Genomic DNA, 25,339 nt, shown 5'->3' with positions numbered 1-25,339 from the left:
GTCGGGCGCGTCCACCGTCCAGTGGCCCATGTTCGCGGCGACCAGCAGCATCACGATGATGCCCATGGTCTTCTGCGCGTCGTTGCCGCCGTGGCCCAGCGAATAGAGCGCCGCCGAGAACAGCTGCCCGTGCCGGAACCGCTGGTCGACGGCGAAGGGGCTGGACCGGCGGGACGCCCAGGTCACGATCACCATCAGGATCTGCGCCAGGATGAAGCCGATCAGCGGCGACAGCACGATGGCCACCGCCGTCTTCACGATGCCGGCCCACACCAGCACCGACGTCGTCCCCATCTTGGCAAGGGCACCGCCGATCAGCCCGCCGATGAGGGCGTGGCTGCTGCTGGACGGGATGCCGCCCCACCAGGTGATCATGTTCCACAGGATGGCGCCGCCCAAGGCACCCAGCACCACCTGCGGGTCGACCACCGCCGGGTCGATGATCCCCTTGCCGATGGTGTTGGCGACGTGCAGGCCGAAGAAGAGAAAGGCGATGAAGTTGAAGAACGCCGCCCAGACGACGGCGGTCTGCGGGCGCAGCACGCGCGTGGAGACGACCGTCGCAATGCTGTTGGCCGCGTCGTGCATGCCGTTCGACAGGTCGAAGGCAAGCGCAACCAGGATGATCGCCACGAGAAGCGGCAGCCCAATCGTCATCGGTTCCATGGATGTTCCCAGCACACGTGTCCGTCGGAGAGCGGTGTCTCAGACGTGCTCGATGACCACGCCGTCGATGACGTTGGCGACGTCATCGCAGTGGTCGACGATCTGTTCCAGAAGTTCGTAGATTTCCTTCAGCACGACGAAGCGCTTGGGGTCGGCTTCCTCGGCGTGCAGCCGCGACAGGCAGCGGCGCAGCAGCTCGTCTGTCTCGCCCTCGATGCGGGATATCTCCACGCTGGCGCGGTTGAGGTGGTTGACGTGGCGGCCGATGGCGCCCAGCAGCGGCAACGCCTCGCGCAGGAGGTTGGCGCAGCGGAACGCGGCGTCGGCCATCTGCCGCATCTCCGGCGTGAAGTCGGTGACGCCGTAGATCATGATGCGTTGCGCCGTCTCCTCGATCAGGTCGACGGTGTCGTCCATGGCGGTGATCAGCGCGTGGATGTCGGAGCGGTCGAAGGGAGTGATGAAGGTGCGGTGGATGGCCTGCAGCGTGCGCTTGGTGATGGCGTCGGCGGCCCGCTCGGCCTCGACGATCCGTTCGAACGCGGCCTTGGGGTCACCCTCGTGGTCGAACAGCGCGTGCAGCGCGGCGGCGGCTTCGACGATCTGCTCGGAATGGTCGCAGAAGTGGCCGATGAACGACTCTTCCTTGGGCATCAGCGCGCGGAACAGCCGCAGGACCATGACCGGATTCCCTTCCCCACCAGCACGCACGCGCCGCCGCGCCGGGCGAGGAGGGCCCCCGGACACACGGTCGGCGCAATGTCACGGATGTGTAACATTCGCGGGGCCCGCCCGCCAGCAGCATGACGCCCCCGGCACCGGACCGGGACGCAGGGTCGCACCGCAAGCTCCTTGCGCCCCTGCGCTTGCCTGGAAAGCATGGTAGAAACGGCCTTGTCGCCACCCGCACACACCGCCGCGGAACGTTTTCATGGTCCATTACATCGGAATCGACGTCCTTCGCTCGCTGTACGAGGCGATCCTCGAACGCCGCGACGGCGACGTGAAGACGTCCCGCACCGCCAAGCTGTTCGCCCAGGGGCGCAAGCGCGTCGCGTCCAAGGTGGGCGAGGAAGCGGTCGAGGTGGTGATCGAGGCGATGCGCGACCATGAGCAGGGCGTGGTGCTGGAGAGTGCGGACCTGCTCTACCATCTGGTGGCCCTGTGGGCGGACATGGGCATCAAGCCCGACGTGGTGCTGGCCGAGATGCGGCGGCGCGAGATGACCTACGGCATCGCCGAGAAGCTGCCGAAGGGCGAGGATTCGCCGCGCGTGCCGCACATCAACCCGGCCCCGGCCAAGAACCGCAAGACCAAGTAGCCCCGCGCTCTTTCGCCGCCCCAAAGGGGTACCTCCGACGATTTACCGCCCGCTCCCGCTCTGCTAGGCTGCTGTGCGAACAATGCAACCGTACGGGGCGGCCATGGACATTACCGGCACCAGCGGCAACGATTCCCTCTCGGGCACGGACAGTTCCGACACCATCGTCGGCTTGGCGGGCAACGACACGCTTAGCGACGCATCGGGAGACGACCTGCTGGTGGCGGGCGAGGGCATCGACCTGCTGATCGGCGGTTTCGGCCGCGACGTGCTGTACGGCAACCAGCAGGACGACAGCCTGTTCGGCGGCGAACAGGGGGATTTCCTGTTCGGGGGCCAGGGCAACGACCTCGTCGAAGGCGGGGATTCGGCCGACGTCCTGTACGGCAACATGCAGAACGACACCCTGCGCGGCCTGGACGGAGAGGACACGCTGTTCGGCGGCCAAGGCGAAGATTTGGTCCAGGGCGGCGAAGGCAACGACGTGCTGTTCGGCAACCTGGGCGCCGACACCCTGTCCGGCGGTAACGGCAACGACATGATCTACGCCGGCGACTGGCGCGAGGCGGCGGACGTGGTGTACGGCGGGCCGGGCACCGACACCTTCCTGTTCTTCGACTACGGCACGAAGGCGCAGGCCGACGCCGCCATGCACACCGTCGGCGACCTGGAGCGCGGCGGCGACCGCATCTGGCTCTACCATTTCGAACTGGCGGCCGGCGTGAAGAGCGACGTCACCATCACGGCCGGCGACACCTATTCCGACAACAACGCCACCATCGTCTACAAGGCGAACACGGACGAGGGCAGCGTCACGCTGTACTGTCACACGGCGGCCGGCGACTACATCCGGCTGAAGGTTCTGGGCGCCACCACGGTTTCGTCGTCGGACTTCTACTTCTACTGACGCAGAGCCGCCTCAACGGATCTCCACGGTGGCGCTGTCACTGCGGCCGTCGGCGTCCACCACGGTGATCCGCACGAACCCCGGCCCGTCCGGCTGCCACACCGCCTCGCGCCGCACGGACGAGGCGGCGACGCGGCGTCCGTCCACCAGCCAGGACAGCGGCCGCCGCCCGCCCGAGGCCGACAGCGTCACCGGCGCCGGTTCCCCGTCCCCGCCGCCGGCCTCCACCACCATGGCCTCGGTCGGGAAGACGAGGCGCAGCCGTTCCTGCCCCGCCGTGCCCTCACCCGCCGCCACGCGCTGCAGCAGCTCGGGCGCCCGCGCGGCGACGCGCGGCGGCGGCGCCGGCTCCTCCGGCAGCAGGTCGAGCACGCGGTAGAGCAGCGGGGCCGCCGTGTTGCGCCCGAAGCGGTCGGGGCTGGGCGTGCCGTCCGGCCGGCCGACCCAGACGCCCACCGTATAGCGCCCGGTCACGCCGAACGCCCAGGCGTCGCGGAAGCCGTAGCTGGTGCCGGTCTTCAGCGCCACGGGTGCGGCGCGCCGGATGTCCGCCGCCTGCACCAGGCCCGAGGGCGGCGGCGTGCCCTCAAGGATGTCCAGCACCTGCCGGGCCGAGGCGGGGGCGAGCATCGCCACCTCCGGTCCGCCCGCGTCGTCGCGCAGCGCGCGCAGGGGCGCCACCGCCCCGTCGCGCGCCAGCCCGGCGTACAGCGTCGCCATGTCCCACAGGCTGATGGATGCGCCGCCCAGCGCCACCGGCAGCCCCGGCGGCCCGGCGCCCGCCGGCAGGACGAGGCGCGCGCCGGCCCGCTTCAGCGCGTCGGCGAAGCGCACCGGCCCCACCTTGTCCAGCACCAGCACCGCCGGCACGTTCAGCGAGCGCTGCAGCGCCTCGCGGATCGTCAACTCGCCGCTGAAGGTGCGGTGGAAGTTGCGCGGCGCGTAGTCGCCGAAGCGGGTGGAGACGTCGGCCACCTGCGTGGCCGGGTGCACCAGCCCGTCGTCGAAGCCGAAACCGTAGATGAAGGGCTTCAGCGCGGAGCCCGGCGAGCGCACGGCGCGCACCATGTCCACCCACCCTTCGCGCCGCCCGTCCAGGTAGTCCGGCCCGCCCAGGTAGGCCAGCACCGACCGGCTGCGGTTGTCCACCACCAGCACGGCCATGCCGGCGCGTTCGTGCAGTGCCGGCAGCTCGCGCCGCGCCAGCGCCTCCAGCGCCGCCTGCAGCCCGCCGTCCAGCGTGGTCGCCAGCACCGGCCGGCCGGCGTGCCGGGCCTTCAGGGCGTCGCCCAGATGCGCGGCCAGCATCGGCATCGGCTGCTTGGCGGCGGGCACCGGCTCCGTTTTCGCCTCCTCGGCGGCCTTGGGGGACAGGACGCCGGCCAGCACGGCGCGGTCCAGCACCTTGTCGCGCGCTGCCCGCGCGCGGTCCGCCGCGCGGTCCGGCCGCAGGTGCGTGGGGGACTGCGGCAGCGCCACCAGCAGCGCCGCCTCGGCGGCGCTCAGCTCCGCCGGGCCTTTGCCGTACAGCGTCATAGCCGCCGCCCGGATGCCCTCGACGTTGCCGCCGTAGGGCGCCAGAGTCAGGTACATGCCGAGAATCTCGGCCTTGGAATAGCGCCACTCCAGCTGCACGGCGCGCGCCATCTCCGCCAGCTTGGCGCGCAGCGTGCGCGGCCGCGGCTCCAGCAGGCGGGCCACCTGCATGGTGATGGTGGAGGCGCCGGACACCACCCGCCCGCCCATCAGGTTCTGTCCGGCCGCGCGCAGCACGGCCAGCGGGTCGACGCCGGGGTGCGCGTGGAAACGCCGGTCCTCGTAGGACAGCAGCAGGCTGGTGAACACCGGCGCCACGTCGTCCGCCGTGGCCGGCAGCCGCCACGCGCCGGAGGCGTTGGTGAACACGCGCAACGGCCGGCCGGCGGCGTCCGTCACGCTGACCGACACGTCGCGCAGCCGCGACAGGTCCGGCGGAAACAGCGCATCGAGGGCGAGGAGGGAGAGAAGGGTGAGGGCAAGCGCCAAAACCCCTCTCCCGCCCCGGGAGAGGGAGGGGCCCGCCCGCAGGGCGGGAGGGTGAGGGTGCGCGCAAGGATCCTTGCCGTCACCCTCACCCGGCCGGCTTGCGCCGGCCACCCTCTCCCGGGGCGGGAGAGGGTTGGACGGCCCTCCCCTGCTCATCCCCTACTCCACCGCGTGCACGGTGATGCGCCCCGTGCCCTGCCGGGCGAAGAAGCGCGGCTTGTACATGTCCTCCACCACAGCACCCGGCAGCTCGTACGCGCCCGGCGTCACGGCGCGCACCAGGAAGGCCAGCTTGAACTTCGGCTCCTCCTCCGTCAGGTCGAGGGCGGCGACGAAGCGGTCGTCGCGCGCCTCCACCGCGCGGGCGTAGGTGATGTCGGTCAGCCAGGGCATGTCGCCGGCCTCCGACGCGCCCAGGCGCGGGTTCTCGATTTCCCAGCCCGCCGGCAGCGGGTGGGTGATCGCCGTCTGGTGGTACAGCTTGGTGGTTGCCTCGCCCTCCAGCACCACGACGAAGACGTCGTTCTGGCGGATGGTGTCGAGGTTCAGCGGCTCGCCCGCGCGGGTGAAGAAGTTGCGCTTGATGCGCAGCCCCTCGCGCGCCGCCGGCTGCGGCTGGGCGGGGATGCCGGACACCGACACCGCCTGCCACACCGCGGTCCCGCCACCGTTCGCCACCGTCACCCCTTCCGCCAGCTGGGCGGCGGTGGGCAGCAGGTTGAACGGGTCGCCCTTCGGCCGGGCACCGCCGGACAGCGTCAGGTCCAGCGGCGCCGCCCCGCGCATCAGCGTGTCGGCGGCCAGCACGATCCACGCCTGCTCCTGCGTGCTGGTCAGCTTGGCCGCCGTCGCCGAGGCCGGCAGGCGGTCGACCAGCGCCTGGAGCCGCTTGCCCATCATCCCCGTCTCGGTCATCAGCGTCACCAGCGCCGCCGCGTCGCGCACGGTGGAGCCGTAATCGACGTGCCACGGATCGCGCGCCAGCTGCGCCACCGCCGCGTTGAACGCGCTCTCCGCCCGCTCCTTGTCGCCCAGGCGGGCCAGCGCCGCGCCCAGCTGCCCCTTGGACAGCGGGCTCGGCATCGCGTCGATGAAGGCGTCGTGCAGGTAGCGCGTGGAGCCCGGCACGGCGACCCCGGCCATCGCCAGCACGTGCAGCGCGTAGGCGCGGCTGGCCAGCGATTCCGCGGACCGGCCGCCGTCGATGGCGTGCTGGCGCAGCCACGCCAGCCCGTCGGCGAAGGGCTTCTCCGGCACCGGCCGCCCCTTGGCCTTGGCGCGCGCCAGGAACTCCATGGCGTAGGCGCTGATCCACGGGTCGGCCTCGTCGCGCGCACTCCACAGGCCGAAGGCGCCGTCGTAGCGCTGCTTGTCCAGCGTGCGGGAAATGGCGGTGTCGACGCGGCCGTCCAAGGTATCGTCCGGCTTGGGGGCACCGCCCAGTGCCAACTCCACGTCGCGCACCACCAGCAGCGGCAGCGCCCGGCTGATTGTCTGTTCCGCACAGCCGTACGGGTAGCGGTCCAGTGCGCGCAGGATGCCCGCCACGTCGAACGGCGGGGCGGAGCTGAAGGTGGCCGACAGCCGCGCCGTGCCCGGCAGGTAGGCGGCAAGGTCGGCCGCGGAGATCCGCGCGCTGCCCCCCGGCGCGATCTGCTTGGCGACGAACTGCGTCTCCACCGGCCGTGACGGCCGCACGGTGATGCCGTAGCCGCGCGACAGCGCCAGCCCGCCCGGCCCCTGCACGTCCAGCGACACGCGCGCCACGCCGGCCGTGACACCCTTCAGCGCCAGCGGGATGCTGCGCCGCTCGCCCGCCGGCAGGTCCACCGACAGGGAGCCGTTCTCGACGGCCACGCCGTCGCGGCCTGTGACGGTGACGCGGTAGGTGCCGGCCGCGGCCTCCACGTTGTGCAGGGCCAGCGTCAGGCGGCTGTCGTCGCCGGGCGCCAGGAAGCGCGGCAGCACGGCTTCCGCCACCAGCGGGTCGCGCACGGTGAGCTTGCCGGCGGCCGAGCCGATCCGGCCCTTGGAGTAGGCCACCGCCATCAGCCGCAGTTCGCCGTTGAAGTCGGGGATGTCCAGGCGCACGCGCGCCGTGCCATCCGCCCCAACCTTCAGCGGCCCCTGGAACAGCGACACCACCGTGAACGGCACCACCGGCATGGCCGCCCCGCTGCTGTCGCCGCCCTCGCGCAGCTTGCCGAAGGGGCCGTCCAGCGGGTCGATCAGCCGGCCGTAGTCGTCGCGGATGTCCAGGCCCAGCAGGCGCTTGCCGAAGAACTGCTTGCCGGGATCGGGGGAGACGTAGTCTGTCAGCCGCAGGATGCCCTCGTCCACCGCCGCCAGCATGACGTAGGCGTCCTCCGCCGTGCCGCCGGCCACGGCGGGCGCCACCGCCACGGCGACATCGACCGGGCCGCGCGGGCGCGTCACGTCGGGCGCCTGCAGCGCCACGTCCAGGCGCCGCACGGCCGAATCGATGCCCAGCCATGCCACGCCCACGGCGCGCACCGGCTGGCGCTCCTTGCCCTTGACCGGCGGGCGGTAGACGGTGGCGATGACGTAGGCACCCGGCCCCCAGGCGGCGTCCACCGGCACGTCCACGGTGGCGCCCCCGGCCGGCACGCTGAGCGTACGCGTCTCGAACAGGCGGTCGGTGGCAACCGTCAGCAGAACCTCGCCGGCAAACGGCGGGGTGATGCGCACGCGCGCCGTCTCACCCGGCCGGTAGGCGGCCTTGTCGGCCACCACCTCCAGCGTGTCGGGCGTGTCGGCGGCGTTCTCCGCCATCTGCCAGCCGACGGCGAAGCGCACGGAACTGGCGATGCCGCTTGCCTTGTCCATCACCTCCAGCCGGTAGCGGCCGAAGGGCTGGGTGCCCAGCGCCAGCACCGCCGGCTTGTCCGCCGCGGCGTCCAGCGCGCCGGCCTTGCGGGAGATGTCGCGGGTGTGGGCGCGGTAGGTGTAGCGCCCGTTCTGCATGTACCACTGGAAGGTCGTGTGCTCCTCGACCAACTCCCAGTTCAGGCCGGGCTTGGCAACCGCGGCGCCGTCCGGCGCCACGGCGATCACGTCGAAGGCGGCCTCCTGCCCCTCGGCGATGCGAGCACCCTCGAAGCGCGGGCGGATGCCGACGGCGTAGGCCTTGCTGCGCACCGGCAGGGAGATGGCGGCGCGCGTCGGTCGCCCGCCCGGCTCGGTCACCGTCACATGGACGTCGGCGCGCAACGGGCGCGTCACGTCCGGCAGGGCCGGCAGCTTGACCGGCAGCCGCGTCTCGCCCTGCGCGTCGGTGACGGGGAACTCCAGTTCCTCCAGCTTCGGGTTCACCGTCTCCGTCACCAGCCCGAAGCGGAAGCCCTTGTGCTGCGGATAGGGGGCCGGGTCGGCTTTCAGCGACACCTCCGCCGTGCCGGGCAGGCCGGCGGCCGGCGGGCCGTAGAGGAAGCGGCCCTTGACCAGCAGGTCGTACGGCTTGCCCACCTCGATGAAGGGGGCCGGCGCCGTCAGGTCGACGGCGAGGCGCTCGGGCACGAAGTCGTCGACTTGGAAGGTGGTCTGGCCGACCGGCTTGCCCTTGGGATCGGCGAACACCTGCACGGTCCAGCCGCCCAGCGGCGCCGTGCGCGACAGGGTGAGCGGCAGCGTGAAGCCACCGGCCGCGGCGGCGGTCAGCGGTCCGGCGTAGTACTCGGTCCCGCTCGGCCGCAGCACCTTGACGGTCAGCGGGAAGTCCTCGACCGCGTCGGTCTTGTCGTCGCGCAGCAGGGCCGCGATGTGCACCGTCTCGCCCTGGCGGTAGACGCCGCGCTCCGTATAGACGAAGGCGTCCATCGGCCCCGGCGCCGGCCGTCCGCCGACGCCGCGGTCGGACAGGTCGAAGGCGGCGTTGGTCAGGTTCAGCACCGCGTAGTCCGCCCCGGCGTAGGCCATCACGGCCAGCGGCGCGTTGCCGCCGGTGCCGCGCGCCAGCCCCGGCACGAAGCGGGCGCGGCCCTGCTCGTCCGTCGTCACGCGCGCCAGTTCGGCGTTGTTGCGCGCCACCAGCGCCACCGACACGCCCGGCATCGGCTTGGCCGTGCCGAAGGAGCGGGCGAAGACGGTGATGCCGTCCGCCCCCTCGAACGCCGTCAGGCCGACGTCGGTGACCAGCACCCACTGCGTCGCGCGTTCGTACGGCATGTCGCCTTCCGGCACGTCGACCGGATCGGCGGTGACGATGTAGAGGCCGGGCTTGGGCTCCGGCACCATGGCGCGGAAGGGCAGCGCGGTGGTCACCTCGCGGTTGCGCTCGCTGCCCACGTCCATGCGGCCCTGCCAGACCATCTCGCCGTCACCCTCGGCGATCTCGTCCCGGGTGTAGCTGTTCAGTTGCTCCAGCAGGCGGCCGTTGCGCATGTTGGCCGTCAGGTTGCGGTCGTTGAGGCGCAGCACCTTCACCGCCACGCCCTGCAGGTTCACGGTGACCAGCGGGATGCCGTCCGCCCCCGTGCGCGGCAGGATGAAGGCGTTTCCGCGGAAGGCGGTGAACGGCCGGCGGTCGGCAACGCGCAGGCGCTGCACGTCGTCCGCCTTCAGCGCCAGCCCGTCCGCCCCCGGCAGGCCCTGGCGCAGGGTGACGGCGTAGCCGGTTCCGTGGCTTAGGTTCCCGATGCACAGCGTGTCGCCGCGCGCGCTGACCGGCGCCTTCGGCACCGCCGGCTCGATCGCCAGGAAGTCGGCGAAGCGGATGCCCTTCTGGTCGCTGAGCTGGTCGGAGAAGCGGATGCAGGCGCGCGGCACCGCCTGGTCCGAATCGACGCGCACCGACTTCACCGTCAGCCCGACGCGCTGGCGCAGCGCCTTGATGCGCGCGTCCAGCCCCGGCGCGCGCACGTCCAGCACCACGCCGGAGTCCTTGGGCTGCGCCACCGTCACGATCTCCCGCGCCGCCAGCAGCGCCGCTTCCGGCCGGTCGAACACCTCGTCCAGCAGGGTGGTCAGCCGCCACAGCGCGGTCACCGCCTCGTCGGCGTTGGCCGCGCTCTGGTAGGCGGTGAAGGCCGCCTGCAGGGCGCGATCGCGGTTGGGCTTGGGCAGCTGCAGCCACGCCTCGCCCAGCGCCAGCCACGTGGCCGTATTGTCGTGGCCCAGCGCCACGGCGGCCTCCAGGCCGCTCACCGCCTTCGGCCAGTCGCGCTTGGCGACCGCCGCCTGGGCGTCGCGCAACGCCTTGTCGCGCTGCTGCGGCGTCACCTGCGGCGGCGCCTTCAGGCGGACGGAGGAGGAATAGCTGCCCGCGTCGTTGGCCAGTCCGGGCGGATCGAACTCCGCCAGGGCCGGGTGTGCGGGCAGCAGGACCAACAGGCAGAGCCAGAACAGCACGAACACGCGGGCCATGGGGGGCTTCCGGAAGCGATGCGGGGAGCGGGAGCTTACCAGCTTCCCGGCCGCCCCACGAGAGGGAGCCGGAAGCCACCTTCGCCCGTTATTGCTTTTGGGGAGGGGGAAACGACATGCCGGGATCGTTCGACACGACGCTCGACACGCGGCAGAGTCTGTTCGCGGCGCTGCTGACCGCCCGCCGACGGCGCGGCGCCGCCATGCCCGTCGTCGAGGACGCGGAACGCCAGCCGATGACCTACGGCCGCCTGGTCCTCGCCAGCGTGGCGCTGGGCCGGCGGCTGGCGCGCCTCACGCAACGCGGCGAGGCGGTGGGCGTGCTGGTGCCCAACGCGGCCGGCGTGGCGGCGGTGTTCTTCGCGCTGCAGGCCTACGGCCGCGTGCCCGCCATGCTGAACTTCACCATGGGGGAGGAGGCGCTGCGCTCCGCCTGCGCCACCGCGCGCATCCGCACGGTTCTGACCTCCCGCCGCTTCGTCGCCAAGGCGAAGCTGGAACCGGTCGTCGAGGCGCTGGGGACGGCCGTCGACATCCGCTACCTGGAGGACCTGCGGCGGGAGGTGGGGCTGGCCGACACGCTGCCGGGCCTGCTGGTCAGCCGCGTCCCCGCCCTGCCGCTGCTGGCGCAGCCGCAGCCGGACGAGACGGCGGTGGTGCTGTTCACCTCCGGCTCGGAAGGGATGCCAAAGGGGGTGGCGCTCAGCCACGCCAACATCCTGTCCAACATCGCGCAGATCACGCAGGTGGTGGAGTTCCTGCCCACCGACCGCGTGGTCAACCCGCTGCCGGTCTTCCACAGCTTCGGCCTGACCGACGGGCTGCTGCTGCCGCTGGTGCTGGGCATCCCGGTGGTGCTGCACCCCAACCCGCTGCAATACCGCGCGGTGGCGGAACTGGTGGAGGCGGTGCAAGGCACGATCCTGTTCGGCACCGACACCTTCCTGTCCGGCTACGCCCGCGTCAGCCGGGAGCGCGAGCTGGCCTCCATCCGCTTCGCCGTGGCGGGAGCGGAGCCGGTGCGCGACGCCACCCGCGCCGCCTATCGCGAGCGGTTCGGCGTCACCATCCTGGAAGGCTACGGCACCACGGAGACGGCCCCCGTGCTGGCGCTGAACACGCCGACGCACAGCCGCCCCGGCACCGTCGGCCGCCTGCTGCCGGGCATCGAGCACCGGCTGGAGCCGGTGCAGGGCGTGCCCGACGGCGGCCGGCTGCTGGTGCGCGGCCCCAACGTCATGCGCGGCTACCTGTCGGCGGAACGGCCGGGCGCCCTGCTGGCCCCGCCCGACGGCTGGCACGACACCGGCGACATCGTCGGCGTGGACGCCGACGGCTACGTCCGCATCCTCGGCCGGGTGAAGCGCTTCGCCAAGGTCGGCGGCGAGATGATCTCGCTGGCCACCGTCGAGGCGCACGCCGCCCGCCTGTGGCCGGAGAACGCCCACGCCGCCCTCACCCTGCCCGACCCGCGCAAGGGCGAGCGCATCGTCCTGGTCACCGACCGCGCCGACGCCACCCGCGAGGCGCTGGTGGCGCACGCCCGCGCCCACGGCATCGCCGAGATCGAGGTGCCCAAGGCCATCCTGGTGGTACCGGAGATTCCCACACTCGGCTCCGGCAAGACCGACCGCCCGGCGATCAAGCGGCTGGCGGAGGAGCGGCTGGGTGTGGGGTAGGCGTCAGGCGGCGTCTTCGCCGTCCAGGCTCGCCCGCAGGTTGGCACTCGACCACGACGGCCACCCGGTGCCGGCGAAGTCCCGGTCGTGGCTCCAGATGTCGCCGTCGACCGCCCAGGCCAGAGCGAGGACATGGGCGTCCGTCACGCTGCCGTTGCGCGACGCCACCGCCGTACGCAGAACCTCCGCGGCTGCCGCTATATGAGCGGCGTAGAGGTGTTCGTCGGCGACGGTGATATGCTCGAAGAGATCGTCGACGATGGCCAGTTCTGCGCCGCTGCCCATACCCCCGGCGACGCCGCGCGCCTCATCCCGTGCGCGGGCGCTGGTCACCAGCATCCGCTTCGCCCGGACCACGTTCAGCACCGGCCTCGATCGCAGTCCGAGTGCAATGCTCAGAATGATGTTGGTGTCGACGACGATCACCGACGACGGTCGCCGCGGGCTCACGGTTCCCGTTCGCCCAGCATGACTTCGAGCGCCGCCGTCTCCTCCGGCGTGCGGCTCGCCGCCAGCGCGTCGATGCGGGCCATGAGCCGGTCGAACGCTTCCGGCGATCCCTTGTGGATCGGCACGAGAAGCGCCACGGTGTCCGCGCCGCTCTTGATGGGCACCGCATGCGGCAGCGCCTGGATGGCACCCGCCGACATCTTCTGCAGCTCGCGCATCGAAATCGCGGTTTTCATGACCGTGCCCCCTCCGAAGATCACTCGGAACCATACGGTATGTAACCCCGTAGGGCGGCCCGATCAAGCCCGCCTACCCGCCCAGTTCCACCGCGCCGTGCAGCCATACCACCCAGAACGCCAGGGCCAGGTACGGCCCGAACGCCAGGGGCACGCCGCGCACGTCCGCTCCCGTCGCCCAGCCCCGCACCAGCGTCACCGCCAGCCCCGCCAGCGCCGCCAGCAGCACCACCGACGGCAGCCCGGCCAAGCCCACCCAGGCGCCGGCCGCCGCCAGCAGCTTGGCGTCGCCCAGCCCCAGCCCGTCGCGCCCGCGCAGCCGCCGATAGCCCGCCGCCAGCAGCGCGAAGGCGCCGTAGCCCAGCACCGCCGCCAGCGCGTGGTCGCGCAGCACGTCCGTGTCCGGCACCTCCCACCATGTGGCGGCGAGGCCGGCGGGGACCAGCGGCAGGGTCAGCGCGTCGGGCAACCGGTGCTCGCGCGCGTCGATCAGCGCCAGCGCCAGCAAGGCCCAGCCGAGCAGGCAGCCCACCGGCACCAGCCAGGGCGGCAGCGCCAGCCGCGCCCACGCGGCGGCCACGGCACCCAGGATGGCCGCAAGCGGCGTCATGGAATCGGCTTGGGCGGCGGCGTGTTCATGGAGCGCAGGCGGCCCATCAGTTCCTGCGTCAGGCGGCGGGCGTCGTCGCCGTTGCGCACCACGCGCGGCGTGATGAACACGATCAGCTCGCGCCGGGTGCTGCGGTTGTCGGTGGTGCTGAAGATGTTGCCCAGCACGGGGATCTCCGCCAGCACGGGGATGCCGCTGCGCCCTTCGCTGCCGTCGTCGGAGATCAGGCCGCCCAGCACCACCGTCTGCGCGTTCGGCACGGTGACCGAGCTTTCGATCCGCCGTTGCGAGATGGTGGGCGTCAGCGGGTCCTCGGACGAGGTGCGGGCGACGTTGCTGACCTCCTGCGCCACTTCCATCGCGACGTTGCCGCCCGCGTTGATGCGCGGCGTCACCGTCAGGATCACGCCGGTGTCGCGGTAATCCACGCTGTTGACGATGGGCGGGGTGGATGCCTGGGTGCTGATCAGGCGCTGGGTCAGCACCGGCACCTGGTCGCCGACCTTCAGCATCGCCGTCTGGTTGTCGCGCACCACCACCTGGGGCGAGGAGACGACGCGCACCTTGGTCACCGCGTCCAGCGCGTTCAGCACCACGCGCGGGTCGCCCACCGTGCCGGCGATGAGGTTGAGGCCGGGCAGCTCCGGCTGCGGCACGATGGTGCTCAGGTTGTTGGTCAGCGCCGCCAGCGAGCCGTTGGAGCCGAGGATGCCGTTGCCCTTCAGGAAGTACTGCACGCCGAAGCGCAGCGCGTCGTTCAGCGTCACCTCGGCGATGGTCGCCTCGATCAGCACCTGCGCGGCCGGCACGTCCAGCTTGTTGATCGCCGACTCGATCAGCCGGTACTCGGCCGGCGTCGCCATGATGACCAGCGCGTTGTTGGTGTCGTCCGCGACGATGCGCGTGCCGCCCCCGCCACCGTTGCCGGAATCCTCCACTCCACCGTCGGGTGCCGCACCGCGCGCCGAGGATCCGCCCGGCGCCACCGCGCGCCCGGTCACCATGGCACCGGTTCCTGCACCGCCACCCATGCCGCCGCCGGCCGGCCTCGGCGCTGCCGTTGCGTCCGCACCGCCGGTGACCGGCGCCACCGCCATGCTCTCGGTGCCCACCTGCGCGCCGCGCGTGCCGGGCGGCAGCAGCGAACCGGCCCCGCCCGCCGCGTCGCCCGACCCACCCTGGCCGAACACGCGCCCCAGCACCCGCGCCAGATCCCGTGCCCGCGCATGCTGCACGTTGTGCACGTAGATGGAGCGCTCGCCGTCGCCGCCCTGATCCAGCGCGCGGACCCAGCCGGCCACCTGGTCCAGCAGCCGGCTGCGCCGCGTCACCACCATGACGGCGTTCAGCCGGTCGATGGGCATCAGGCGGTAGAGCCCCGGCCCGGCGTTCGGCTCGTTCGAGTTGAGGATGACCTCCAGCTCGTCGATCAGCGCCTTCGGCCCCGCCCGGTTCAGCGGGAAGATGCCGACCGACTGCCCGGCCAGCCAGTCCTGGTCGAACGCCTCGGCGGCCTCGATCAGCGTCGTGCGGTCGGCGGAACCGCCGGTGACCGCCAGCAGGTTGCCCTCCGGCAGCGCCTGCAGCGCGCCGGGCACGCCGTACAGCGGCTCCAGCAGGCGCTTCAGCGTGTCGGCGCTGGTGTGGCGCGGCGTGTAGAGGCTGACGCCCACCCCCGGCGCATTCGGCGGCAGCGGCTGCCCGCCCGGCCGCGCCTCGGCGGCGGGAACGACGCGGTGCAGGCTGCCCTCGCGCACCAGGGCGGCGCCGTTCATGCGCAGCGCCGTTTCCAGCGTCGCCAGCGCCTCGTCCCGCGTCAGCGGCCGGCCGCCGGACAGCGACACGGTGCCCGTCACCCGCGGGTCGAGCGCGTAGGGCACGTTCAGGATGTCGCCCAGCACCGCCCTCGCCACCGCCGGCAGGCTGGTGTCGGCGAAGTTCAACTCGATGGTCGCCGGGCCTGAGGCGGTGCCCGCACGCGGCGCGGCGGCCGGCGGCCGGTCGCTGCCGCGCACGATGATCGGGCTGGCGGGCGGCCGCACCGTCGGCCCCGGCCGCGCCTGGGCCGGCTGCAGCGGCGCGGAAACCGGCGTTCCGGCGACGTTGAGGCCCAGGTCGCCCACGGTCTGCGCCAGCATCGGCCGCTGGTCACCGCGCTCCGTGCGCTGGCACCCGGCGGTCAGCAGCATGGTGGCGGCAAGGGCTGCGGGGGCAAAGGCGGCAAACCGGCCTGCGCGTGCGTGAATTCGGCTCAGGACCATGCCCCTCCCGGCGCCTTCGGTGAAAAATGCTCCAGTGACCGAATAGTCCGCGCGGCGGATTCGCCGCAAGCGATATTCACACCGTCCGGCGCGAACGCCACGCCGCGTTGCAAACCGGCATCCGCCGCAGCGCAGCGGCGGCACGTTGACAAGCGCTTTCGCCAAATGAAAGGATCGGGGCGCGGCCAAAACGAACACACCCGAACAAGGCCGCCGGAAGGGAGGGGGCATGGACGCGGCAACACCGCCGGTCCACCGAGTCGGTCCGACGGACTCCGTCCCGGCGGACCGGGCCGGCTTCGCGACGCGCGAGGAGGCGCGCCGCGCCGCCGTGGCGCTCGGCCTGCCCTACGCGCCGCCCGAGCGTCTGGCAGCACTGCCGCCCGAGGCCGCCGCCGTCTCCACCAATTTCCTGCGCACCGCCCGCGCCTTCCCCTTCGCGGTGGAGCACGGCCGCCTGCTCGTCGCCCTCGCCGACCCGCAGGACGCCGCCACCGTGGAGGCGCTGGAGGTCGCTACCGGCCTGCCCGTACAGCCGCATGCCGCCTTCGCGGCGGACGTCGAAGCCGCGCTGGAGCGCTGCGGCGGTCCCAGTGCCCTGGAGCGCATCGTCGCCGACTTCGAAGGCGGCGGCGCACCGGAGGAGGACCTCGACCAGCTGAAGTCGCTGGCCAGCGAGGCGCCCGTCGTCCGCCTCGTCAACCACCTGATATCCGAGGCCGTGCGCCAGGGTGCCTCCGACATCCACATCGAGCCGTTCCCCGACGCGCTGCGCGTGCGCCTGCGCATCGACGGCGTCCTGCGGGAGATGGAGCCGGCCCCCGTCCGCCTCGCCCGCGCCGTGGTGTCGCGCGTCAAGATCCTCGCCAACCTCAACATCGCCGAACGCCGCCTGCCGCAGGACGGGCGCATCGGCCACCGCGTCCCAGGAGGCATTGGCGGCCGCCAGATCGACCTGCGCATCTCCACCCTGCCCACCGTGCACGGGGAAAGCGTCGTCATCCGCCTGCTCGACCCCACCGCCGGACTGCGTCCGCTGTCCGACCTGGGCTTCGGTGCTTCGGAGGAGGTGGTGATACGGCGCCTGATCGCCGCCCCGCACGGCATGGTCCTGGTCACCGGCCCGACCGGATCGGGCAAGACGACGACGCTGTACGCCGCGCTGAACCTGATCGACGCCGCGACGCGCAAGATCCTCACGGTCGAGGACCCGGTCGAATACCATCTGGCCCGCGTCAACCAGGTGCAGGTGAAGCCCGCCATCGGCCTGGACTTCGCCACCGTGCTGCGCGCCCTGGTCCGCCAGGACCCCGACGTCATCATGATCGGCGAGACGCGCGACCACGAGACGGCGGAGATCGCCGTGCACGCGGCGCTGACCGGCCATCTCGTGCTGACCACCCTGCACACCAACTCGGCCGCCGGGGCCATCACCCGCCTGCTGGACATGGGGGTGGAGCCGTTCCTGCTGACCTCCACCGTGCGCGCGGTGATCGGCCAGCGGCTGGTGCGCGTGCTGTGCCGGCATTGCAAGCACATGGAGCCCGACGGCACCGCCCGGCCGGTGGGGTGCGAGCGGTGCGGCGGCACCGGCTACGCCGGGCGCATGGGCCTGTACGAGCTTCTGGTGATGGACGAGCCCTTGCGCGCGCTGACCATGCAGCGCGCCGGGGCCGACGTGCTGGAGGCGCAGGCCGTCGCCGCCGGCATGGTGACGCTGCACGCCGACGGCCTCGCCAAGGTGGCGCAGGGGCTGACCACGCTGGAGGAGGTCCGTCGCGTGACGGACGTGTGGTAGCGCCATGCCGGTCTTCACCTACAAGGCCCTCACCCCCGCTGGGGAGCCGCGCGACGGCCGCATGGAGGCGCGCGACGCCAAGGCGGTGATCCGCCACCTGCAGGGCCAGGGCCTGCTGCCGGTCGAGGCGCGCCCGGACGGTGCCGCCGCGCGCGGTCGCGCCAAGGCGCCGCTGCGCGATCTGGCGCTGGCGGTGCGCGAGATGGCGATGCTGCTGTCCGCCGGGCAGACCATCGAGCAGGCCTTGGCGCTCATGGCCTCCACCGCCGGCCCGGCGTCGCTGCGCCCGCGGCTGGCGGCGGCGCTGGAGCGGCTGCGCGGCGGCGGTGGGCTGGCCGATGCGCTGGAGACTGACGGCGGCTTCCCGCCGGTGGTCGTCGCCATGGTCCGCGCGGGCGAGGCCAGCGGCCAGCTGGAAACCGTGATGGCCGAACTGGCCGACCTGCTGGACCGCGCCGTGAAGCTGCGCGACCAGTTGGGCTCCGCGCTCGCCTACCCGACCATCCTGGTGATCGCCTCGGTGTGCGCCGTCACGCTGCTGCTCACCCTGGTGGTGCCGCAGTTCGAGCCGATGTTCGCCGGGGCGCGGCAGGCCCCGCCCTGGTCCACGCAGGTGGTACTGGCCGCCTCCCAGGCGTTGCGCGAACACGGCACGGAACTGCTGGTCTCCGCGCTGGTCCTCCTCCTGGCCGTCCCCGCCGTCCTGCGCCGCTTCGCGCCGCCGGGGTGGTGGGAGGGGGCGGCGCTGCGCCTGCCCGGCGTCGGGCCGCTGCTGGCCGCCGCCTCCACCGCGCGCTTCGCCCGGACGCTGTCCGTGCTGCTGGCCAGCGGCGTGGCGCTGCCCACCGCACTCACCCTGGCCGGCGCCGTGCCGGGGCTGCGCCGCTTCGCGGCCACCGCCGACGCCATGCGCGCCGGGGTGGCCGAGGGACACGGCCTCGCCGCCTCCCTGCCGCCCGGCGCGCCGCTGCCGCCGGTGGCCGTGCAGCTGCTGCGCGTGGCCGAGGAGGGCGGGCGGCTGGACGCCGTGCTGCGCCACCTCGCCGACCTTCTGGACGCCAAGGTGGAGCTGGCGGTGAAGCGCCTGCTCACCGTGCTCGAACCCGCCATCATCCTCCTGCTGAGCGCGCTCATCGGGGGGATCGTCGTTTCCATCCTCGTCGCGGTCGTGTCGATCAATGAACTCGCCTTCTGAACGAAAAAAAGCCCGCCCCCATACTGTGAGAGGGGATGCCGGCTTCACGCTGATCGAGCTGCTGGTGGTGCTGGTCATCCTCGGCCTGCTGGCCGGCATGGTCGGGCCGCAGGTGCTGGGCTACGTCGGCTCAAGCAAGAGCAAGGCGGCGCGCGTGCAGCTGGAACAGATCGCCGCCGCGCTGGACCTCTACCGGCTGGACGTCGGCCGCTACCCCACCACGCAGCAGGGCCTGAAGGCGCTGGCCGAGGCGCCGGCCGGCGTGAAGGGGTGGAGCGGTCCCTACCTCGCCAAGGGCAGTGTGCCGGCGGACCCGTGGGGGAACCCCTACGCCTACAAGGCGCCCGGCCGCGGCCGCCCGTTCGACGTCACCAGCCTGGGCCGCGACGGCCGCGAGGGGGGCGATGGCGAGGACGCCGATATCAGTCTTTAACCGGGGGGGCTCTGATGCCGGCTTCACGCTGCTGGAGCTGCTGGTGGCGCTGACGCTGGCCGGCGTGCTGCTGGCGCTGGTGCCGCCGGCCCTGGGGCGCGGCTCCGACGCCGCCCGGCTGCGCGGGGCGGCCACGGTGATGGCGCGCACGCTGGCGCTGGCGCGCAGCGAGGCGATCCTGACCGGCCGCGACGCCGCCTTCGTGATCGACCTGGACGGCCGCCGCTTCGGCCTTGCCGGACGCGCGGCGGAAGGCGCCTTCGATCCTTCGGTGCGCGTCGAGCTGACGGTGGCGGCGCAGGCCGTGCGCGGGCGGACCGCCGCCATCCCCTTCCATCCCGACGGCAGCGCCGGTGGCGGCGAGATCCGCCTGAGCAACGCGGCCGGATCGGCGGTGCTGCGCGTCGACTGGCTGACCGGCCGTGTCGAGACGGCGGGGCTGCGATGACCGCCCGCACGGACGCCGGGTTCAGCCTGATCGAGGTGCTGGTGGCGCTGGCCGTGCTGGCGGTGGTGGCGGGTGCGGGCTGGCAGGCCTTCGCCACCGGTGCCGCCGCCACCACCCAGGCCGACCGCCGCGCCCGCGCCGTCACCATGGCCGAAACCCTGCTGGCCGGCGCCCTGGCGCAGCAGCCGCTGTCCGTCGGGGAGCGCAGCGGCCATGAGCAGGGCTTCGGCTGGGTGCTGAGCGTGCGCCCGCAGCGCGATCCGGACACCGCGTGGCTGCCGTCGCGTGGTCTGGCGCTGTACGCCGTGACCGCCACCGTGCGCTGGGACGGCGGGCGGGAGCTGACGCTGTCCACGCTGAGGCTGGAGGGGGTGCGGTGAGCGCACTGCTGCCCCCTCCCGGCTTCGCTGACGCTCAGCCACCCTCCCCCTCTTCGAGGTGGAGGGTTTGTCGGCCGACGGCGGAGTTCCCTCCACCGCAAAGCGGGGGAGGGTTAGGGAGGGGGCAAAACGCTTCCGCCGGCTTCACCCTCCTGGAAATGCTGGCCTCCCTCACCCTGGTCGGCCTGCTCTTCGCCACGCTGGCGGGCGGCGTGCGCTTCGCAGGGCGGGTGCACGACCGCGGACAGCAGCGGATCACCGAAACATCCGGCTTCACCCTGGCCGGCGACCTGCTGCGCCGGCAGGTCGGGCGCGCCTTCCCGCTCGTCGCCGGCTACGGCCCCACGGCGCGCTTCGTCTTCACCGGGGAGCGCCAGCGCCTCGCCTTCCCCATCCTCGGCCGCCCCGGCCGGGAGAGGGGCGAGCTGCGCCTCGCCGCCTTCACCATCGAGCCGCACGCGGGCGGCAGCCGCCTGATCTACCGCGAGCACCGCCTCGCCACCGTCCCCGGCCTCGACGTGGTGGAGCCGGCCGAGCACACCGCCGTGCTGCTGGACGGCCCCTGGCGCCTCGCCTTCGCCTACCACGGCGGCGATCCGCAGGCGCCGCCGTGGCTGGAGCGCTGGACGGCGCCGCGCGACCTGCCGTCGCTGGTGCGGCTGACGGCGCACGATGCCGCCGGCCGCCCGGCGTGGCCGGAGCTGGTGGCGCGCGCCCGCGTCGACGGCGACCGCGGCTGCCTGTCCGGCCCCGCCCTGCCCTGCCGGAACAGTGGCTCATGAAGGCCCGGCGCGACGAGCAAGGCTTCGCGCTGCTGGTGGTGCTGTGGTTCGTCACGGCGCTGGCCACGCTCGCCGTCGCCTTCACGGCGTCCAGCCGGCTGGAGGTACGGCGCGTCGCCAACCTTGCCGACGCCGCGCAGGCCCGCGCCCTGCTGGACGCCGGCATCGCCCTCGCCATCGCCGGCCTGCACGACCCGGAGCCGGCGCGCCGCACCCCGCTCGACGGCCGGGCGCGCGAGCGCACGGTGGCCGGCGCCCGCGTCGCCTACCGGGTCTTCGACGAATCCGGCCGCCTGAACCTGAACCGCGCCCCGCCCGACCGCCTCGCCCGCCTGTTCGAAGCGGCCGGCGCCGGCCCCGGCGATGCCGCCGACCTGACGGCGGCGGTGCTGGCCGCGCGCGGCGACGCCCGGCGCGAGGCCGGGCGTCCCTTCCTGTCGGTGGAGGAACTGGCCCACCTGCCCGGCCTGGAGCCCGACCTCCACCGCCGCGTCGCCCCGGCGCTGAGCGTCGACGCCGACGGCGAGCGCCTGAACGGCCCCACGGCCCCCGCCCTGGCGCTGGCCGCCATGCCCAACCTGTCGCCGCAGGACCGCGAGGCGGTTCTGGACCTGCGCCGGAACCCCAGCCGCCCCACGGACCCCGGCCTTGCGGCGCGCCTTGCCGCCGCCGGCATCGACTGGAGCGCCATCGACTGGGCCGGCAAGCCGCCGCCCGTGCGCCGCCTGACCGTGCGCGTGCGTGTCGAGACGCCTGCCGGCGCGGTGGCGAGCGCGGAGGCCGTTCTGTTCGCCCTCGACCCGCCCGCCGCCGTCCCCTACCGGATCGTCGAATGGCGCGAACCGGCGGATTTCTGACATGATGGCCCGAGCATGATGGAGACCTCGTCCGCCCGCGCCCTGTTGAACCGCCTCGCCGCCTGGTGGCTGGCCGAGGCGGCGACGTGGCTGCCGCCCTCATGGCGGGGCGGCGCCGCACTCCCGGTCGCGCGCTGGGACGGCGCCCGGATCGTGCTGCCCGGCCGCACGCCCCGGCGCGGCCGGTCCGTGGTCCTGCGCCTCGACACGCAGGCCCGCGCGCTGACCCGCCGCGTCGCCCTGCCGGAGGCCGCGGCCGGCCACCTGCGCGCCGTGGCCGCCCACCAGCTGGACCGCTGGACGCCATGGCCGGCGGAGCAAGCGTGGTTCGCCGTCCGCCCCCTCGGCCCCGCCGGGGAGCCGGGGATGCTGTCGGTCGAGGTCACTGCCCTGCCGCGCGCCGCCGCCGCCCCGGCGCTCGGCGCGCTGGCGGCGCTCGGGCTGCGCCCGATGACGGTGGAACTGGAAGACGGCACGCGGCTGCCCGCCGACGATGGCGATGGCCGGGACGACGCCCGCGCCCACCGCCTGCGCCTCGCCGTGCTGGCGCTGCCGTTCCTGGCCGCCGCCGCGCTGATCGGCGGCGAGTGGCTGGCATGGCAGCGTGTGGAAGCGGAGGTGGAGGAGCTGCGCCTGCCCGCCGGCACCGTCCGCCGCCTGGCCGACGCCGTGGCGATGCGCGATGCGGCCCGTGCCTTCGCCGATGCCCGCAAGGAACAGTCCCCCTCCGCCACGGTCGTCCTGGAGGTGTTGAGCCGTCTGCTGCCCGACGACACGTCGCTGACCGAGTTCCACCTGGACGAGGGAACCGTGCTGCTGCTCGGCCGCTCGGCCGACGCCGCGCGGCTGCCGGGGCTGCTCGCCGCCTCGCCCCACTTCACCGAGGTGCGCGCCTCGGCCGCCATGGTCCGCACGCCGGACGGCACCGACCAGTTCCAGCTCTCCGCCCGCGTGGTGCCGCATGCGGCGCCCTGACCTGTCCGTTTCCCTGACGCCGGGCACGCCGGCCTCGCGGCTGGCGGCCCTGCTGGTGCTCGCCGCCGGCCTCGCGGTGGCGGCGGGCGCGCTGGTTCTGCCGACGCTCACCCTGCTCGACACGCTGTCGGCCGAGCGCCAGCGCGCCGAGGCCCGCCTGGAGGCCAGCAAGCGCCTGCTGGAGCGCCGGCCCGCCCTGCAGCAGGCGCTGGAAGCGCGCGACGCCGCCCCCTCGCCCGACTTCCTGCGCGGCGACACGGCGGCCCTCGCAGGTGCGGCCCTGCAGGCGCGCATCGGCGAGCTGGCGAAGGCGCACGGCGTCCGGCTGGACAGCACGCAGGTTTTGGAGGAGCGCGAGGAGGACGGTTTCCGCCGCATCGCCGTCGGCGTGCGGCTGGGCGCCGACACGGCCGGCCTTCGCGCCCTGTTCCATGCCATCGAGACCGTCCGCCCCCGCCTGCTGCTGGACGCCGTGAGCGTGCGCGCCGCCGGCGGCGCGGCCGTGCCTCTGGAGGTGGGGTTCACGGTGTACGGGTATCAGGAGGGGGTGGAGTGATGCGGCACCTCGTCCTGCTCGGCGTCCTCCTCGCTACCCCCGCCGCCGCCTTCGACCTCCCGCCGCTCGACGCCTTCAGCGCCACGGTGGAGCGCCCGCTCTTCACCCCCGGCCGGCGCCCGCCCCCGCCCGCCGTCGCCGCGCCAGCCGGGGCCTTCGACGCCAACGGCCTCCCCATCGCCGAAGCGCCGCCAGCCCCGAAGCACCGCCTGCGCCTCGTCGGCGTGGCGTCGGACGCGACGGGTCGCGCCGTGGCGGTGCTGCGCGCCGACGGCGGCGGGGGCGACGTGCGCGTTCTGGCCGGCGGCCGGGTGGAGGGCTGGCTGGTGCAGCAGGTGGGCGACGGCGGCATGGTGCTGGCCGCCGGCACGCGCCGAGTCGCCGTGCCGCTCGCCGGAACGGTGCCGGCGGCGGACTGACGTTGGGTTTTCGGCTTTGGCCTCAACCCAACCTACGAATGCGCCGTAGGTTGGGTTGAGCGCCAGCGAAAACCCAACGCTCAGCAGACTGTCAGCCGTTCTGACGGTGGTGTCGGAAACCCGGACACCCCGCAACACGGGAATCGGCACCGACAGCAGCCAAACCTCACAGAATCCGCAAAAGGTCCTATCCGCCTTGAGTGGCATTGCCGTTGCATGTTCAACTGGAAAGAAAAGACCCGCGAACCCCAACGACAAGGCAAACGCCACTTCCAGGAAGGGTGATGGAATGCTCCACGTGCGTATCGGATTGAGTGCTTTCGCCTTCAGCCTGATGGCCACCACGGCCCTGGCGCAGACGGCGCTGCCGTCCTTCATCGTGCCGGGCACGGTGACCGTGCAGACTTACGACGGCGTCACCGACGACCTGCTGACCGGCGGCCTGGGCGCCACCGGCATCGGCACCGCCACGCCGCCGGCCGTCGCCGACCCGGCCAACCCGACGCCGGCCGAACTGCGCCGCCGCGCCATCCACAACGCCTACCGCGGGCTGGTCGACACCGCCACCGGCGGCGGCTGGCGCGTGCTGTACGGCCCGAACCTCGACGCCGCCTACAACGACACCGGCCGCGAAGGGCTGGTGGCCGGGCGCGAGTACATCGCGCTGAGCGACGACGGCACGGGGTCGAGCTTCCAGACCGTCATGGTGCAGATCCCCGCCAACTTCGACACCGCCCGGCCCTGCATGGTGACCGGCCCGTCGTCGGGGTCGCGCAACGCGTACGGCGCGGTCGGCACGACGGCGGAGTGGGCGTTCCGCAACGGCTGCGCCATCGCCTACACCGACAAGGGCACCGGCAACGCCTACCACGACCTGACGCGCGACACGGTCTACAACCGCTTCGGCCAGCTGGTCAGCCGCACGGCGGCGGGCGCCGACACGAACTTCGCGGCGCAGGGCACGCACAACCTCAACGGCTACAGCCATGCCAACCCCAACCGGCTGGCCTACAAGCAGGCGCACGCCGGGCGCAACGTGCAGGCCAACTGGGGCCTCTACACCCTGCAGGCCATCCAGTTCGGCTTCTACGCGCTGAACGACATGCTGGGCAACGGTGCTGCCCGCTTCACCCCGGCCAACACCACCGTCATCTCGGCCGGCGTGTCGAACGGCGGCGGCGGCGCCTTCGCGGCGGCGGAGCAGGACACCGCCGGCCTGATCGACGGCGTGGTCGGCGGCGAGCCGAACGTCATCCCCGCCCCCTCGCCGATGACCGTCAGCTACGGCGGGCAGGCGCAGGTGTCGGGCAAGCACTTCCTCGACTACTACACGCTGGCGGCGATCTACGCGCCGTGCGCGGCGCTCTCCTCCTCGCTGGCCGGCACGCCGGTGCAGACGCTGGAGCCGACGGGCGTGCCGGCCGGCGTCACCGCGCGCGCCAACCGCTGCACCTCGCTGAAGGACACGGGGCTCTTGACCAGCGCCACGCTGGCCGAGCAGGCGAACGAGTCGCTCCAGAAGCTGCGCGCCTACGGCTTCCTCGCCGAGGGCGACTACCTGATCCCGTTCATGGAGTGGGCGAACGCCTACCGCCAGATCATCGGCACCTATCCGGCCGGCATGGCCCGCGCCCGCGTCGACGACAACCTGTGCGGCGTCAGCTTCGCGGCCACCGACACGGCGGGCCGCCCGACGCAGCTGCCGGCCGCCACGGCGTCGCTGCTGTTCGCCGCCGGCAACATCATCCCGCCGGCCGGCGGCATCAGCGTCATCGCCGACAACGCCGCCAACGGCCCGATCATCGAGAACGCGGCGGTGTCCCGCCTGACCGGCCGCCAGGACCTGAACATCGACAGCGCCTACTGCCACCGCATGCTGGTGACGGACCAGGCGGTCGACGGCTACCGCCGCACCTTCCCCGACGCGGTCTGGGCGCGGCGCGTCGCCCAGGGCATGGG

The 25,339-nt window shown here is 73.2% G+C and carries 22 protein-coding genes; 14 read left to right on the top strand and 8 right to left on the bottom strand.

Going from position 1 to position 25,339, the window contains the following annotated elements:
• Together VED21_RS26580 and VED21_RS26575 are read right to left on the bottom strand one after the other, a co-directional pair.
• Positions 1–666, bottom strand: a 666-nt coding sequence (locus VED21_RS26580) for an inorganic phosphate transporter (protein ID WP_324887747.1), incomplete at its 3' end; no start/stop codon positions are given.
• A 39-nt stretch (positions 667–705) separates the two neighbouring features.
• Positions 706–1,347, bottom strand: a complete 642-nt coding sequence (locus VED21_RS26575) for a DUF47 domain-containing protein (RefSeq protein ID WP_324887745.1) — start codon at positions 1,345–1,347, stop codon at positions 706–708.
• Positions 1,348–1,597: 250 nt separating this feature from the next.
• On the opposite strand from VED21_RS26575, the gene hisE reads away from it, so the two are divergent.
• Both hisE and VED21_RS26565 read left to right on the top strand, forming a co-directional pair.
• Positions 1,598–1,987, top strand: coding sequence for a phosphoribosyl-ATP diphosphatase (gene hisE / locus VED21_RS26570; RefSeq protein WP_324887743.1), 390 nt, complete (start codon positions 1,598–1,600; stop codon positions 1,985–1,987).
• A gap of 103 nt (positions 1,988–2,090) precedes the next feature.
• Positions 2,091–2,894, top strand: a complete 804-nt coding sequence (locus tag VED21_RS26565) for a calcium-binding protein (RefSeq protein ID WP_324887740.1) — start codon at positions 2,091–2,093, stop codon at positions 2,892–2,894.
• Positions 2,895–2,906: 12 nt separating this feature from the next.
• Here the strand turns inward: VED21_RS26565 and pbpC are convergent, their stop codons facing one another.
• Positions 2,907–4,919 carry a penicillin-binding protein 1C gene (pbpC, locus tag VED21_RS26560; protein ID WP_324887738.1) on the bottom strand — a complete coding sequence of 671 codons (2,013 nt, stop codon included), beginning with the start codon at positions 4,917–4,919 and terminating at the stop codon, positions 2,907–2,909.
• 159 nt (positions 4,920–5,078) lie between these two features.
• On the bottom strand, positions 5,079–10,301 hold the full coding sequence (locus tag VED21_RS26555) for an alpha-2-macroglobulin (RefSeq protein WP_324887736.1): 5,223 nt from the start codon (positions 10,299–10,301) through the stop codon (positions 5,079–5,081).
• Positions 10,302–10,417: 116 nt separating this feature from the next.
• Here VED21_RS26555 and VED21_RS26550 point away from each other — a divergent pair, with 116 nt between their 5' ends.
• On the top strand, positions 10,418–11,980 hold the full coding sequence (locus VED21_RS26550; protein WP_324887734.1) for an AMP-binding protein: 1,563 nt from the start codon (positions 10,418–10,420) through the stop codon (positions 11,978–11,980).
• A 3-nt stretch (positions 11,981–11,983) separates the two neighbouring features.
• On the opposite strand, the gene VED21_RS26545 is transcribed toward VED21_RS26550, so the two are convergent.
• The 4 genes from VED21_RS26545 to gspD all read right to left on the bottom strand — a co-directional run bounded on the left by VED21_RS26545 (position 11,984) and on the right by gspD (position 15,465).
• A complete protein-coding gene (locus VED21_RS26545) occupies positions 11,984–12,406 on the bottom strand; it encodes a PIN domain-containing protein (RefSeq protein WP_324887731.1) in 423 nt (140 codons plus the stop codon).
• Between the two features lie 20 nt (positions 12,407–12,426).
• Complete coding sequence (locus tag VED21_RS26540) at positions 12,427–12,666, bottom strand: hypothetical protein (RefSeq protein WP_324887729.1); 240 nt, start codon at positions 12,664–12,666, stop codon at positions 12,427–12,429.
• A 73-nt stretch (positions 12,667–12,739) separates the two neighbouring features.
• Positions 12,740–13,276: an A24 family peptidase gene (locus VED21_RS26535; RefSeq protein ID WP_324887727.1), complete on the bottom strand. Its 537-nt coding sequence runs from the start codon at positions 13,274–13,276 to the stop codon at positions 12,740–12,742.
• Positions 13,273–15,465, bottom strand: coding sequence for a type II secretion system secretin GspD (gene gspD / locus VED21_RS26530; protein ID WP_324887725.1), 2,193 nt, complete (start codon positions 15,463–15,465; stop codon positions 13,273–13,275). Before gspD ends, VED21_RS26535 begins: the two co-directional genes overlap by 4 nt.
• Before the next feature lie 301 nt (positions 15,466–15,766).
• Here gspD and VED21_RS26525 point away from each other — a divergent pair, with 301 nt between their 5' ends.
• The 11 genes from VED21_RS26525 to VED21_RS26475 form a co-directional block, all read left to right on the top strand.
• A complete protein-coding gene (locus VED21_RS26525; protein WP_324887723.1) occupies positions 15,767–17,335 on the top strand; it encodes a GspE/PulE family protein in 1,569 nt (522 codons plus the stop codon).
• A gap of 4 nt (positions 17,336–17,339) precedes the next feature.
• Positions 17,340–18,530: a type II secretion system F family protein gene (locus VED21_RS26520; RefSeq protein ID WP_324887721.1), complete on the top strand. Its 1,191-nt coding sequence runs from the start codon at positions 17,340–17,342 to the stop codon at positions 18,528–18,530.
• A 25-nt stretch (positions 18,531–18,555) separates the two neighbouring features.
• Positions 18,556–18,963, top strand: coding sequence for a type II secretion system major pseudopilin GspG (gene gspG / locus VED21_RS26515; protein WP_324887719.1), 408 nt, complete (start codon positions 18,556–18,558; stop codon positions 18,961–18,963).
• A complete protein-coding gene (locus tag VED21_RS26510; RefSeq protein ID WP_324887717.1) occupies positions 18,935–19,411 on the top strand; it encodes a GspH/FimT family pseudopilin in 477 nt (158 codons plus the stop codon). Before gspG ends, VED21_RS26510 begins: the two co-directional genes overlap by 29 nt.
• Positions 19,408–19,791 carry a prepilin-type N-terminal cleavage/methylation domain-containing protein gene (locus VED21_RS26505; RefSeq protein ID WP_324887715.1) on the top strand — a complete coding sequence of 128 codons (384 nt, stop codon included), beginning with the start codon at positions 19,408–19,410 and terminating at the stop codon, positions 19,789–19,791. The genes VED21_RS26510 and VED21_RS26505 overlap by 4 nt, the downstream gene beginning before the upstream one ends.
• Positions 19,683–20,573, top strand: a complete 891-nt coding sequence (locus VED21_RS26500; protein ID WP_349256345.1) for a prepilin-type N-terminal cleavage/methylation domain-containing protein — start codon at positions 19,683–19,685, stop codon at positions 20,571–20,573. The genes VED21_RS26505 and VED21_RS26500 overlap by 109 nt, the downstream gene beginning before the upstream one ends.
• Positions 20,570–21,430, top strand: coding sequence for a hypothetical protein (locus VED21_RS26495; protein WP_324887711.1), 861 nt, complete (start codon positions 20,570–20,572; stop codon positions 21,428–21,430). The genes VED21_RS26500 and VED21_RS26495 overlap by 4 nt, the downstream gene beginning before the upstream one ends.
• 15 nt (positions 21,431–21,445) lie before the next feature.
• Positions 21,446–22,405, top strand: coding sequence for a PilN domain-containing protein (locus VED21_RS26490; protein WP_324887709.1), 960 nt, complete (start codon positions 21,446–21,448; stop codon positions 22,403–22,405).
• Complete coding sequence (gspM, locus tag VED21_RS26485) at positions 22,392–22,961, top strand: type II secretion system protein GspM (RefSeq protein WP_324887707.1); 570 nt, start codon at positions 22,392–22,394, stop codon at positions 22,959–22,961. The genes VED21_RS26490 and gspM overlap by 14 nt, the downstream gene beginning before the upstream one ends.
• A complete protein-coding gene (locus VED21_RS26480) occupies positions 22,961–23,380 on the top strand; it encodes a hypothetical protein (RefSeq protein WP_324887705.1) in 420 nt (139 codons plus the stop codon). Before gspM ends, VED21_RS26480 begins: the two co-directional genes overlap by 1 nt.
• A gap of 289 nt (positions 23,381–23,669) precedes the next feature.
• Positions 23,670–25,339, top strand: a 1,670-nt coding sequence (locus VED21_RS26475) for a 3-hydroxybutyrate oligomer hydrolase family protein (RefSeq protein ID WP_324887703.1), incomplete at its 3' end; no start/stop codon positions are given.

The sequence above is a fragment of the Azospirillum sp. genome (assembly GCF_035627195.1).
Lineage (GTDB): Bacteria > Pseudomonadota > Alphaproteobacteria > Azospirillales > Azospirillaceae > Azospirillum.
This window is presented reverse-complemented; position numbering and strand designations above follow the sequence as displayed.

What these genes read in the sequence shown, in the direction of transcription:
- VED21_RS26575 (WP_324887745.1), bottom strand. Translation starts at nt 1,347, where the DNA reads ATGGTCCTGCGGCTGTTCCGCGCGCTGATGCCCAAGGAAGAGTCGTTC.
- hisE (WP_324887743.1), top strand. Translation starts at nt 1,598, where the DNA reads ATGGTCCATTACATCGGAATCGACGTCCTTCGCTCGCTGTACGAGGCG.
- VED21_RS26565 (WP_324887740.1), top strand. Translation starts at nt 2,091, where the DNA reads ATGGACATTACCGGCACCAGCGGCAACGATTCCCTCTCGGGCACGGAC.
- VED21_RS26555 (WP_324887736.1), bottom strand. Translation starts at nt 10,301, where the DNA reads ATGGCCCGCGTGTTCGTGCTGTTCTGGCTCTGCCTGTTGGTCCTGCTG.
- VED21_RS26550 (WP_324887734.1), top strand. Translation starts at nt 10,418, where the DNA reads ATGCCGGGATCGTTCGACACGACGCTCGACACGCGGCAGAGTCTGTTC.
- VED21_RS26540 (WP_324887729.1), bottom strand. Translation starts at nt 12,666, where the DNA reads ATGAAAACCGCGATTTCGATGCGCGAGCTGCAGAAGATGTCGGCGGGT.
- VED21_RS26535 (WP_324887727.1), bottom strand. Translation starts at nt 13,276, where the DNA reads ATGACGCCGCTTGCGGCCATCCTGGGTGCCGTGGCCGCCGCGTGGGCG.
- gspD (WP_324887725.1), bottom strand. Translation starts at nt 15,465, where the DNA reads ATGCTGCTGACCGCCGGGTGCCAGCGCACGGAGCGCGGTGACCAGCGG.
- VED21_RS26525 (WP_324887723.1), top strand. Translation starts at nt 15,767, where the DNA reads ATGGACGCGGCAACACCGCCGGTCCACCGAGTCGGTCCGACGGACTCC.
- VED21_RS26520 (WP_324887721.1), top strand. Translation starts at nt 17,340, where the DNA reads ATGCCGGTCTTCACCTACAAGGCCCTCACCCCCGCTGGGGAGCCGCGC.
- VED21_RS26510 (WP_324887717.1), top strand. Translation starts at nt 18,935, where the DNA reads ATGGCGAGGACGCCGATATCAGTCTTTAACCGGGGGGGCTCTGATGCC.
- VED21_RS26505 (WP_324887715.1), top strand. Translation starts at nt 19,408, where the DNA reads ATGACCGCCCGCACGGACGCCGGGTTCAGCCTGATCGAGGTGCTGGTG.
- VED21_RS26495 (WP_324887711.1), top strand. Translation starts at nt 20,570, where the DNA reads ATGAAGGCCCGGCGCGACGAGCAAGGCTTCGCGCTGCTGGTGGTGCTG.
- VED21_RS26490 (WP_324887709.1), top strand. Translation starts at nt 21,446, where the DNA reads ATGATGGAGACCTCGTCCGCCCGCGCCCTGTTGAACCGCCTCGCCGCC.
- gspM (WP_324887707.1), top strand. Translation starts at nt 22,392, where the DNA reads ATGCGGCGCCCTGACCTGTCCGTTTCCCTGACGCCGGGCACGCCGGCC.
- VED21_RS26480 (WP_324887705.1), top strand. Translation starts at nt 22,961, where the DNA reads ATGCGGCACCTCGTCCTGCTCGGCGTCCTCCTCGCTACCCCCGCCGCC.